The sequence below is a fragment of the Petrotoga sp. 9PWA.NaAc.5.4 genome, assembly GCF_002895485.1.
Classification (GTDB): Bacteria; Thermotogota; Thermotogae; order Petrotogales; family Petrotogaceae; genus AZRK01.
The window spans coordinates 1-12,582 of record NZ_AZRK01000046.1; the positions used below are offsets into that span (position 1 = coordinate 1).

Below are 12,582 nucleotides of genomic sequence, written 5' to 3' on the forward strand. Positions count from 1 at the left end.
TCTGATGCTCCTTTTATAGAACGTATCGATTTCCTTAACTCTTTGCACATCTCTGATGGTGCATTCGCCATCTGTCCTATCTCATCTTTGCTTTTGCTTTCAAAGTCTACTGTTAGATCTCCTTCTTTGAATTGGTTTATTTTGTTTCTGAACTCTGTCAATGGTTTTGTTATGCTTCTTATGAGATATATGACCATGATTATTGATACTACAAACGCTATTACTGTTAATATTATTGTTAGCATTATGGCTGTGTTGTTTTCTTCTATGAGTGTCGGTCCTAATGTGTCTTGTTGTACTTTTAACTCCGCTCTTTGTTCATCTAATAGGTTTAATATTTCTACTCTCATTTCTTCCATCTGTTGTATTATTGGTTCTTGTGATTCTATTGTCTCAACTATTTGGATGAAGGTATTTTTAAGTTTAGAATAGCTATTTTTTATCATTTCATACCCTTTTTCTAACTCCTCGGTAAAAACGTATTTTAGGGTCGAAAGGCGATAATTAAGATTATCTAATTCTTTCAAAACAGTTTCTTTGTCACCTTCAGATTTGGATACAAAATATCTATATGATAAATTAATTAAGTTTTCTAGTAACTGAATAGAAGTATCTGCATAAAAAGTTGCTGCAGAAATAATCGATGAGACCTCAGAACTTTCTAATAAAATTAGATAATCTGAGATAAAATTTCTTAGTTCTTGAGAAGATAAATTGAAATCCTTTATAATCAGAGATTTCTTATTGTTCAATTGTTCAATATAATTATAGAAAAGTTCATAATTTTCTATATAACCTTTTAAAGTTTGAATAGATTTAACATCATCAATCTCAAAAGTTATTAGAATATTTTTTATAAGGCCGAAATTTTGTAAAATAATATCTTTTGCTTTTTCATTATAATCTATAATATAATCTTTTGTGAATAAAGAAGTTTCATAAAAAATCCTTTCTATCTCAGAAATTTGACTAGTTTGATCCGATAAAGTCTTATAATTCATTAATCCTTTATTAGAAAAAATAAGTGAATAAATATTAAAAAGTATAGCGGTTCCGAAAATCAATAAAACTATGGAAATTATTATAATAATCCGTAGCTTAATACTTTTTAAAAGCATAATAAATTACCCCCTATCCACCTTATGAAAATAATAGATGAAATTTCTAATTATCAGATTTTGTTCCTACGAAAAGGCTCCTTAATATAATGTATAGTCACTTTAGAAATACTAAAACGAATAATTTAAAGTATTTTTAAACCTTCATATTGTTGACATTTACCTCCTTACGATATAATCTCTTTGACAACATTAATTTACTAAATCGTAAGGAGGTTTTACAAATGTCTTACTACTCTACTGCTTCTCAACTCTATTTCGATTTCGTTTATGATCATTATCTTAATGAACATTCTGATTTTAAATATCTTCTTGATTTAATCAATGTTATCGATTGGTCTGTTGTTCCTAATTTTATCCATAAGCACAGTAGACTCGGTTATTATAATCAGTCTATCCTTAAAGCTTTTGTTCGTACAAAAGGTTAAAGAGTTTAATACTAGAGAATTGATTTATTTCCTTAGAACTAATCCTCAATTCGCTCAAGCTATTGGATTTGATCTTATCAATAACTTTGTCCCTTCTGAGGCTACTTTCTCTGTCTTTAAAAAGAAATTTGATACTTCTTTTTTGTTTGAGATTATTGCTCAGTCTATTCAAAAGGGTATTGATGAGGACATTTTTGATCCTAATAATCTGTGTATCGATTCTTATCCTATTTCTTTTCGTTCTTTCTTTAACAACAAAAAGAGTATTATTCTCGTCCTATCCACGCTAACTTTGGCGTTAAACCTGTTTCTAACTCTAAACCTGTTTACGATAAACACGGTAATCAAAAGCAATCTATTTCTTATTTCGACTTTAAAGCTCATACGCTTTCTTTTTTTAATGTTACTGTTTTTACTTTAATTTCTTCCGCTAGTCATCACGATAAGAATTATGCTTTCCCTTCATAACTTCTTTGAGATTTATCAATGCTGTTGAAGTTGAATGTAATCTTTCTAACCTTTATCCTATTGCTTCAGCTTTCTTAGCTCATAATATGGGTAGAGATGATTTGCTTGGCTCATCTAAAACATTAATGTATGAAACAGCTTACTTATAATTGACATTCTCAGTTAATTTATTTCTTTTTAATAAATAGTTATTCATTAATTGTATCGTTTTTATTCCTGCTTTTCTTTCAAAATTCTTTACTTCTTTTAATTTTTACCTTTTCTTCATCTTTTTTGTAGTTTTCAAAGAGCTTCTTTGATTCTAAACATTTATTTTAATACTTCTTCCTTTTTATTTACTTCTTTTACACTTTTTTATCCTGGATTTTTTGTCATTTCTAAAGTGGGGAATAATGTAAAAATTAGGAAATCTTTATATTTTTCTTAATCTTTTTTTGAACCAATTGCTACTGCAAACACAATTACCAAACCTCTAACAACCATCTGTTGACTAACATCTAATCCTGCAATAATTAAACCATTATTAATAATTCCCATAATTAAAGAACCTACAAAAGTACCTATAATAGTACCTTTACCACCATTAAGGCTTGTTCCTCCTAGTATAACCGCCGCAATTACTGATAATTCATCACCATCTCCAAAAGTAAATCTCCCTGCTTGCATTCTAGCTGCATATAACATACCAGCAAATCCAGCAAGAACACCAGAAATTAAAAAAGTTATTAATTTAATTTTAGATGTGTTAATTCCACTATATTTAGCTGCTTCCTCATTACCTCCGGTAGCTAAAACGTACACTCCAAGGGGAGTATGATTGAAAACAATATATCCAATTATAACTATAAATATTGTCCATATAAATATAATTGGAATGCCACCTATATTTCCTAAACCAAAAAGATTATTGTATTTTTGATTTATTATTGGAATAGGAGCATTATGTGTAATCCACATAGCTAAACCTCTCACTACTTCCATCATTCCGAGAGTAACAAGAAATGGAGGTATTTTAAATTTAGTAGTAATTAATCCATTTGCCAACCCTACTAATAATCCTGTTCCTAATCCTACTACAGAAGCTAATATTATTCCTAAATTACTTCTTAAAACCATTGCCGTAGTTATAGATGAGAGGGCAGTTATTGAACCTACAGATAAATCAATTTGACCAGTTGAGATTACAAATGTCATTCCAACACCCATGATAGTAATCATAGCTGTTTGACGAAAAATATTTAAAATGTTCGTTGTGGTTAAAAAACCTTTATCAAATAATAGTATAGAAAAGAAAGCGAATATTATTATGAATACAACATATACTATATTTTTTCTCCAGTCAAAATTCATTTCACGCTGTTTGGATTGCACGTTGAAGTTCCTCCTCGTTTTCTATTTCTTCTCTTTGAAGTTCTTTTACCATTTTTCCTCTTGACATAATAATGATCCTATCACTGACAGCTAATAGTTCATTTAATTCCGACGAAATAACAATAACGCCTTTCCCTTCTTCTGCCATTTTTTTTATAATTTCTATGATTTCAAATTTTGCTCCTATATCCACTCCTATTGTAGGTTCATCCATAATCAAAATATCCGGATCGTATATAAGCCATTTTCCAATCACCACTTTTTGCTGGTTTCCGCCGGATAAAAATCTGACTTCTTCATTTAAACTTTTTGATTTTATTTTGAGTTGTCTAATAATTCCTTTAATAGTATTTACAACTTCCTTTTCTCTAATTATAAAAAAATTACAAAATCTTTTTAGAGAAGGTAACACTGCGTTTGTTTTAATGCTCTGATTTAAGATAAGTCCTTGTGTTCTTCTATTTTCAGGTATTAAACCTATTCCATAAGTCATAGCATCTTTAGGTGACTTTATCTTAGCAATATTTCCCTTAATGATTATTTCTCCAACTTCTTTTTTCTCAATTCCAAATATCGTTTGAGCTAATTCTGTTTTTCCAGAACCAAGTAACCCAGTTATACCTAAAACTTCTCCTGGAAATAAGTTAAAGTTAACAGAAGAAAAATTATTACTGGAGCTTAAATTCTTAACTTCAAGTAATGGAGTTTTTGATTGTTTATTTAAAGCTTTCGTTCCTTCTCTTAATACTTCAATCTTTTTATTTTTACCTGTCATGTTTCTTATTATATCTTGAAGAGATGTGTCTTTAATTTCTGAAGTTAATACTTTTTTGCCATCTCTCAGAACAGTTATTCGATCACATATTTGAAATATTTCTTTCATTCTATGAGTAATGTATATAATAGAAGTACCTTTTTCCTTCAAAAGATTAATTATATTAAATAATTTTTCAGTTTCAGCTTCAGTTAAAGCAGATGTAGGTTCATCCATAATTAATATCTTAGAATTTTCTAAAATTGCTTTTGCAATTTCGACTTGTTGCATATTTCCTGTACTTAAGTCTCCAACAACACGTTCTGGCTTCAAATTTAATCCAATCTTTTCTAACACCTTCTTAGCCTCAAGCACCATTTTTCCCCGATCTATTATTCCAAATCTATTCTTAGGTTCTTTTCCTAAAAAAATGTTATAACTAATACTTAAAGTAGGAATTAAACTAAATTCTTGATAAATTATTGATATACCTCTATGTTTTGCTTCTATAGGATTACGTAATTTGACTTCTTCATTGTTAATAAATATTTTTCCACTATCAGGTAGGTAAACACCCGCTAATATCTTCATAAGAGTCGACTTACCCGCTCCATTTTCGCCAACTAAAGCATGGACTTCACCTTTTCTCATATCAAAATCAACATTTTCTAATACTCTCACTTGATTAAACGATTTTGTAATATTAACCATTCTTAAAATTTCTTCCTTCATCTCTATTAAAGCATCCTTTCTTAATATATTATTTATGTTAAATCGTGAAGTTTATATTTTTTAACTATAGATTGTAAGGGTTTGGGAAAAGGATCTACAATAATCTCTCTATTTAAGATAGCATTAAAAATACTTTCTTCCAAACTTTGATTTTTCATTATACAATCCAAGGTAGGTTTATTCATGAAAATTCCTAAGTCACATTTCCAAAAACTCTCATCGATCCAAGATAGCACTTTTGAATATTCTTTTCTCCAATCATTACTTATAATTTCTTGATTTACACTAGTAACAAGAGATATCTTTTTATGATCGTCAATACCTAATATTAAACTAGTAAAGATCTTTGAGTTATCTTCAAATACACAAAAAACTATAGTTGATCCGCTTGAAACAACAAATTGAACAACCTTGAAAATCATATCATAGAGACCTTTACTCTGTAGCCCTGCTTGTTTAGAAGAAGGACCTGGATATATTATAATGTCTGGATAATATTTATCTAACAACTTATACATTTTTATAACATATTCATCTAAGTCCATTTCAGTTGTCCAATAACTGAATGCTTCATTATAATATTTTTCAAGAGCTAAACGATCTATCATTATCACTAAATCAGTATTTTGTTTATTTTTTTCATATATAATTTTGGTATCATATACAGGATCGATTATTTTTTGTAAATAATCTATTTCAACAGTCTTTCCTAAAGAATGTGATATATTTAATATCTTCCCCTTTTCATGAATTACAGTTATTCTTTCCTTTGATCTAATCGGTTTCAAAAACAAGGAATGTAAATTTCTCCATTGATTTATGTTTAAATCAATTATTAAAGGATTTTTTGATAACATTTTTTAGCCTCCTAAAGTTAGATTTTATTTGTTTCTTAATCTCAATTAACTTTTATATCAAAAATCTTGATTGTGTAAGGTTCCAAGTTCAATCTTAATACTCCTTTGTATAACTTATATTCGATATTATCCCAAATTTCATAGCATGATATTGATTTTTCAGAAAGTATAACCTCTGTGTCAACAGTTTCTGAACTTGGATTACATAAAAATAAAATATTTTCCCCATTAACTGATTCATATAAAATCGCGTCCACTTGTTTAGGTTTCTTGTTTATCTTATAAACATCGAGCTCTTTAAATATGTTTGAAAGATTTTTTTGTATTGTTTTTAAATCAGGAACCAAAATTATTGAGCCATTTGATCTATTATCAAAATATTTTGTTCCAACAATTTCCATACCATTTTCTGAGCATATGTCAATTTTTTTTATTAATTCAATAAAATTTTTGAAATCATTAGAAGGAGTCATTAATTCATTGAAAGATGGAACATTAGGTCCAATTATTAAATTTCCACCATCCTTAACATACTCAATTAACTTTCTCGTTAGTTCTTCAGATAGATATTCAAAAGTTGATATTATAACTATCTTGTATTCCTTCATTTTTGAAACGGTTAGTTCACTATCACCGATTTCAAAAGTATACCCTTCACTTGATAAATAATTATAATACTCTTCAAACCAATGTGTTTTATTTATCTGAATGGGTTCTTTAAAATCAAATGAATTATTTGAAATATAAGAAGTATTTGGATATTCAGAAAATCCTAATATTGGATCCAAAAAATCTCCATATACAGGTATGAGGGCGGTAGCAGCTTCCAATCTATCGTAATCTCTATTTGTTAATAACATGATGTCGCACTTTTTTTCCATATTTTCTATGGGTAGCTTATTCAAAAGATCTTGAACTTTATTATGCAATTCATAAGATTTTTTATTTTTTATTCCTTCACGATTAATGGGTGAACCTAACCATTTATTTCTATCTACAATCATATACCTGTTAAAACCTTTAATACCATGCATTAATACAGCTTTTGTATCAAAAATTTCATCTTCAACATCTCCTGGATTAATATACCAAGGCCAGACCCCTGTTATAAATTCAGGAATGAAAGGATAACGACTACATCCAGAAACATAAGAAGATATAGTTTTTACGTGATCATAGAGTTCTTTCCTAGAATAAATATCAAAACCCACAAAATCAATTTTTTCCTCTAATTTAGGTATATTAAAAGGCGTTGAAGGAGCTCCTGTTGCCCCACCGGGACCTAATGGATGTGGATAATTATGATAAATCGGTACATCTATACCTCTATCCTTTAGCAAGTTACTCAGTATTTCAAGAGAGTGTATTAAATAATATTCTCTATATTCAATCCAATCAAGATAATAAGGTAAGTCATTCTTAGAAGTACCTTCAAATCTAACCGGAGGAACAATTTCGTGAAAATTATTATAATTACATTTATAAATTTTGTTTAAATTTTCGAGAGTTCCATATTTTTCATATATAAATCTTCTATACAATTCTATTGATGCGGTACTATAATCGCAAGTATATGGATTGACATTAAAAAAATATCCTAGTTCATTATCAACTTGTACTCCAATAATATTTCCTCTTGGAAATAAATGATTCTTTAAAATTGGACAAATTGCGTCATACCATGTTTCGACTTCTTTAAAAAATTCTGGTGAAGCATAGCTTAGAGCAGGTATGGGTTTTGGAACTTGAGTGAGAATTACTTTTCCTCCAAAAGGATTTTTAGCTTGTAAATCAGGATTTTCTAATATTCTCTCTGGAAACCCAAACCAAGTCATCTCAGAATTGATTTGAGGCCCTGGACGTACCATAATGTTAAAACCTTTTTTTGAACATAAAGACAAAAATGCGTCTACATTTTTTGATCCCCCGAAGTCAAATACGTTTTCTTTGACTTCGTGAATTTCCCAGGGTATGTAGGTAGTAATCAGATTAATTCCAAGTTTTTTTACTTCTTCCAAAATTTTTTCCCAGTTTTCTGGCCTACTTCTCCAGTAATGTACAGATCCTCCATAATTTTTCAATGTTTTTTTTTCAATAACCATTTGTTTACCTTTTATCTCAATATTATTTTGCATTTGATACTCCTCCTCATGTAATATAGTTACTTTACTCACTTTAGAAATTCTAAAACGAACAATTTAACGTATGTTTAATCCTTCCTGTTGTTGACATTTACCTCCTTACGATATAATCTCTTTGACATTATTAATTCACTAAATCGTAAGGAGGTTTTACAAATGTCTTACTACTCTAATGCTTCTTATCTTTACTTCAATTTTGGTTGATCTGCCGTTCACAATTATAATCATAAACTTTTGAAGGTATAATACTAGAAAATTGATCTGTTTTCTTAAAACTAATTCTCACTTTGCTCCAGCAATTATTTCTGTTCCATATAATAACTATACACATTCTTAAGTAAATTTTTCTATCTTTAAAAAAATTTGACACTTCTTATTTGTTTGAGATTATTTGTTCCTTTAAATAAGAAAATTATGTTTGAAAGGATAAGTAAAATTATAAAAGGTTATTTATAATATTGTTTCAATATAGATGGAGCTTCTTCATGATATACTAATTTCCAACTTTCTAATAAATTACTTCTTGTAACTTTTACAGCAGGTAAAGCATAATAACTAGAGGAAACTTCCTTACCAAGCAATGCATACCCTGCTAAAATAGCTTCAGCTACACCTTGATCATAGGGTAATTGTGCTCCTAAACCTTTTATCATGCCTCCTTGAGCTATATTAAGGGCAACATTCAATCCTAAATCAATAGTAGTTATTACTAAATTTTTTATATTACTATATCTAGCTGCAGCTAAAACACCTTCTGCAGGAACATCCCAATTTACCCATACACCATCTATCTTTGGATACCTTGTAAACATAGCCGAAGCTACTCTTTCAGCTTCATAAGGTTCAACAAAGCCTCCTTTCGACACTATTTCTATATTAGGATAATTTTCCCTTATTGTTTTTTCGAAAGCTTCAGCCCTTTGATTTGTAACAAAATAATCTGCATCATGATAGATCATTCCTATAGTACCTTTACCATTTAACTCTTCAGCCATAATTTCAGCAGATACTACACCATTTCCATAGTTATCTGCTGAAACGACTGCAACATAATCTTTTCCTGGTACTAAATTATAAGGAACATTATCCATAAAAACTATTTTTATGCCTGCATCTGCAGCTTTTCTAAATGCTGGAGCTGAAGAAATTGGATCAACTGGTATACTCACTAATACGTCGGGTTTCATGGCTATAATAGTTTCAATATCAGAAATCTGCTTTTCGGGCTTAAACTGAGCATCGGTTACTGCTAAGATCTTGATCCCCATTTTTTCAAAGGTGTCTCTTAAAGCTTTCAATTGAGCTGCTGACCAATCATCACCAGAATAGTGAAAAGAGATTGCCGCTGTAAAATTACCTTCTTTTAACTTTTCGATTTCTGAATCGGTAAGTATAAGTTCCTTCGCAGATGTAGCCTTTTCCCCTCTAGGTCCACTACTCATAACTGGTAAATCTGGAATATCTGGATTGATAGTTATAACACCATATACAAAAATGCTTAAAAAACAAATTACACAGAGAATAATCCCTTTTAAAAGCTGTTTCATCACAAACTCCTCCTTATAAAATAGTTTTAAGTAACTTTAAACTTCTATCATACACGGTCTTTCTTGTTTTTTACATAATTCATTCAAGATATATATTTTTTATTACAAAACAATTTATCAACAACTTATTAATATATTTAATGTTAATATTTTTAATTTTCTTGTTGGTATTTCATTTTTATATATTTAAAATTTTATATTTTTTACTGTTCTTAATATAATAGATTAATTTTATTCCTTCTTTAAAATATTCTATTAATAGGATTTTTGATCTTTATATTTGCGATTTTCTCTAAACAATATTAAAATAATAATGATTATAAAATAAACGGCTAAAAAGTAAAAATGCCTTACATCAACTTTTCAGTTGTTGTAAGGCATTCATGACCTTATATGTTTAAGCTTATCTTCCATAGATAAACTCTTATTCCTCTTACTGGTAATAATATAACACAATGTCATCATAAATTCAAGTATCGTAATTCCTATTTACAAACAATTATTTCAAAATAAAGACAAATATTTACAATTACAGCTAAAAATCTTAGTTTTTGTGTTTTTTTTAAAGAAACCAAAAATGTTATAATCTAAGCAATTATCGTTTATAATAATTAAAAAAGAGGGTTAAATTATGGAAACAATAAACTCTTTCTCTTCAGAGTTCATTAAAGATGAACAACAAAAAGAACTTATTTTGGAAGTTCATAGAGGTGAAGTTCATGTGGTTATTTTTTTAAATTCGCCAGAGAGAAAAATCTTCAATGATTTTTTAAAAAAGGGTGAAAAAGGGAAAATATTTTTTGAAAATAAAATTATTAACCTTGAACCATATTTTGCTCTTAATAAAAAAGTGGGTATTTTATTAGATGAAACTTATCTATTAGAAAATCTAACAATTGCTGAAAATCTGCTTATTGTAACTTTAAATAATACTAACAAAAAAAGTTTTTTTAATCTTAAACCCTTTTTAAGAAAAAAACATATTGAAATGAAGAGTAAAAAAATGCTTAAAAATTATGAGATTGATTTAGATCCTCATAAAAAAGTATCAGATATTTCTTTAGAAGAAAAAAGGCTCCTTATGATAACAAAAATATTTTTCCTTAAACCTGAAATAGTAGTATTATTTGAGCCTACTACTCATTTGAGTTTAGATTCTATAAAGCTAGTAGATTCTATGATTAAAAATCATAAAAATATGGGCAAGGGTATTTTGTATATCACTAGAAGTTGGGAAGAAGCATTGAGGATTGGCGATAAAATATCTGTGATTATTAATGGGGAGTTGGAACATACATTTGAATCTTCAGTTATAAGAAATAATCCTAAAATACTTTTACAGTATATTGTTGGAACTGATAATAGTAATAAGGATTTGTATCTATTTCCTAATTATCAAGAAGACAATCAACTGATTGATTCTGTCTTTGAAGCTACAGAATACTTGACTTCAGAATATGAATTAAATGATATCTTAAATTTTTTGGCAGAAAATACTGCAAAAGCAACAAGAGCAGATGCATGTGAAATATCTTTAATTGATGAAGAAACTTCTACCATAATAGATAAATCTATTTATAAAAATAGTGAAACTATTGAATTTATTCCTAATGAAGCTGAAATATTAAAATTAATTGATGAGGAAAAGGTTTATTATTTTACGAAAAGAGATAAAGGCTTTGAAAGATTTTTTAAACTAACTAACGATATTTGTAGTCTAATTTGCGTTCCATTTTATATAAGATCACGATTAGGTGGAATTATTCAAATTTATTATAAAGATTATCATTTGTATACTGAAGAAGAAATAAAGTATTTAGAAACAATCGCTCATCAAACTGCTTTGGCTATTCATAACACCAAATTAATGGGGAATTCAGTCTTATTAAAAGAAAGCCATCATAGAATAAAGAATAATTTACAATCAATCATTAGCTTAATGTCGATATATAAAATGTCTTTTGAAAAAAACTCTCAAAAAGAAGTAAGTGAAATGCTTGATGATCTAATTTCCAAAATTAAAAGTATAGCAGCTGTTCATGATTTGCTATCGAAGGATAAGTTGGGAAGAAGTATTATTAATTTAAATGAAATGATAATTCAGATTATAAAATTTATGAGACGAACTAAAGATAAAATTGAGTTTGAATATGATTTAGATAATATTTTTGTTTCATACAGCAAAGCTTCGGCTATTGCGCTTGTGGTAAATGAAATTGTAACTAATAGTTTAAAGTACGCTTTTCTTGAAAAAGATAAAGGGAAAATTTCGATTATTTGTAAGCAAAGCAACGAAAGCATAAGCATAGAAGTCTCAGACAACGGTAAAGGGTTTCCAAAAAATTTTCAGATTACAAAAAATAAGGGGATAGGACTATCAATTGTATATTCAATAGTCACCAAACAATTAGGCGGAAAAATAAGAACAGAAAATGATCATGGAGCTAAAGTTTACATAGAGATACCTTTTAAACAAGATAAAGCAACTATTTTTGAAGAAACAATCGAAAAAGTTTGAAAATATTGGGGGTTATTTCATGAAAGAATTAAAAATAGTAATAGCTGAAGATGAGACCCTTATACTAATGGGACTAAAAAGTAATTTAGAAAGTTTAGGTCATAAAGTCGTTGGGGAAGCATCAAATGGCAAGGAACTAATTGATATTGTTTTAGAGCGAAAACCTGACTTAATAATTGCTGACATTAATTTACCAATATTAGGTGGACTAGAAGCATTAGAAATAATAAATCAAAAGATGGATGTACCTTCTTTAATTGTAAGTGGATACGATGATGAAGAATTAATTCAAAGAGCCACAGAAATTGGAGTTTTGGGATATCTTATAAAACCTATAGACGAATCAGACTTAAAAGCTGCAATAGAAATTGTAATTTCAAGATTTGAGGATATTAAGAAATTGAAAGAAGAACTTGATGAAACCAAAGAAGCTTTAGAATCTCGAAAAATAATGGAAAGGGCGAAAGGAATAGTTATGGAACGATTGCAATTAAAAGAAGATGAAGCAATGAGATTCTTACAGAAAAAAAGCAGAAATTCAAATAAAAAGTTAGTAGAAGTTGCAAATGAAATTATTGAGGCTGATAAGGCTTTTAGATTGGAATAAAAATACTTCTTTCTTATTATTAATAACGTCAAAGGCAATAA

Annotated in this window: 10 protein-coding genes; 4 read left to right on the plus strand and 6 right to left on the minus strand. The window is 28.5% G+C overall.

What is annotated here, in order from left to right; genetic code table 11:
• The coding region (locus X924_RS09900) for a methyl-accepting chemotaxis protein (protein WP_121958759.1) at positions 1-1,118 on the minus strand (1,118 nt) is incomplete at its 3' end.
• A 224-nt stretch (positions 1,119-1,342) separates the two neighbouring features.
• Here X924_RS09900 and X924_RS10190 point away from each other — a divergent pair.
• Positions 1,343-1,546 (plus strand): hypothetical protein, encoded by a 204-nt coding sequence (locus X924_RS10190; protein ID WP_158245373.1) that lies wholly within the window; start codon positions 1,343-1,345, stop codon positions 1,544-1,546.
• Between the two features lie 19 nt (positions 1,547-1,565).
• A complete protein-coding gene (locus X924_RS10505; protein WP_369826040.1) occupies positions 1,566-1,967 on the plus strand; it encodes a hypothetical protein in 402 nt (133 codons plus the stop codon).
• 470 nt (positions 1,968-2,437) lie between these two features.
• Here X924_RS10505 and X924_RS09910 read toward each other — a convergent pair whose 3' ends face one another.
• From X924_RS09910 to X924_RS09930, 5 genes are all read right to left on the minus strand, one after another.
• Positions 2,438-3,364 (minus strand): ABC transporter permease, encoded by a 927-nt coding sequence (locus X924_RS09910; protein WP_121958761.1) that lies wholly within the window; start codon positions 3,362-3,364, stop codon positions 2,438-2,440.
• 1 nt (position 3,365) lies between these two features.
• Positions 3,366-4,871, minus strand: coding sequence for a sugar ABC transporter ATP-binding protein (locus tag X924_RS09915; RefSeq protein ID WP_121958762.1), 1,506 nt, complete (start codon positions 4,869-4,871; stop codon positions 3,366-3,368).
• 32 nt (positions 4,872-4,903) lie between these two features.
• Positions 4,904-5,728 (minus strand): hypothetical protein, encoded by an 825-nt coding sequence (locus tag X924_RS09920; protein WP_121958763.1) that lies wholly within the window; start codon positions 5,726-5,728, stop codon positions 4,904-4,906.
• Positions 5,729-5,769: 41 nt separating this feature from the next.
• Entirely contained in the window at positions 5,770-7,863 is a 2,094-nt protein-coding gene (locus X924_RS09925) for a beta-galactosidase (protein ID WP_121958764.1), read from the minus strand.
• A 452-nt stretch (positions 7,864-8,315) separates the two neighbouring features.
• Positions 8,316-9,416 (minus strand): substrate-binding domain-containing protein, encoded by a 1,101-nt coding sequence (locus X924_RS09930; protein WP_121958765.1) that lies wholly within the window; start codon positions 9,414-9,416, stop codon positions 8,316-8,318.
• Positions 9,417-10,047: 631 nt separating this feature from the next.
• Between X924_RS09930 and X924_RS09935 the strand changes: the two genes are divergently transcribed.
• On the plus strand, positions 10,048-11,934 hold the full coding sequence (locus X924_RS09935; protein WP_121958766.1) for an ATP-binding protein: 1,887 nt from the start codon (positions 10,048-10,050) through the stop codon (positions 11,932-11,934).
• Between the two features lie 19 nt (positions 11,935-11,953).
• Entirely contained in the window at positions 11,954-12,541 is a 588-nt protein-coding gene (locus tag X924_RS09940; RefSeq protein WP_121958767.1) for an ANTAR domain-containing response regulator, read from the plus strand.
• Positions 12,542-12,582 lie beyond the last annotated feature (41 nt).

What these genes read in the sequence shown, in the direction of transcription:
- X924_RS10190 (WP_158245373.1), top strand. Translation starts at nt 1,343, where the DNA reads ATGTCTTACTACTCTACTGCTTCTCAACTCTATTTCGATTTCGTTTAT.
- X924_RS09915 (WP_121958762.1), bottom strand. Translation starts at nt 4,871, where the DNA reads ATGAAGGAAGAAATTTTAAGAATGGTTAATATTACAAAATCGTTTAAT.
- X924_RS09925 (WP_121958764.1), bottom strand. Translation starts at nt 7,863, where the DNA reads ATGCAAAATAATATTGAGATAAAAGGTAAACAAATGGTTATTGAAAAA.
- X924_RS09930 (WP_121958765.1), bottom strand. Translation starts at nt 9,416, where the DNA reads ATGAAACAGCTTTTAAAAGGGATTATTCTCTGTGTAATTTGTTTTTTA.
- X924_RS09920 (WP_121958763.1), bottom strand. Translation starts at nt 5,728, where the DNA reads ATGTTATCAAAAAATCCTTTAATAATTGATTTAAACATAAATCAATGG.
- X924_RS09910 (WP_121958761.1), bottom strand. Translation starts at nt 3,364, where the DNA reads ATGAATTTTGACTGGAGAAAAAATATAGTATATGTTGTATTCATAATA.
- X924_RS09935 (WP_121958766.1), top strand. Translation starts at nt 10,048, where the DNA reads ATGGAAACAATAAACTCTTTCTCTTCAGAGTTCATTAAAGATGAACAA.
- X924_RS09940 (WP_121958767.1), top strand. Translation starts at nt 11,954, where the DNA reads ATGAAAGAATTAAAAATAGTAATAGCTGAAGATGAGACCCTTATACTA.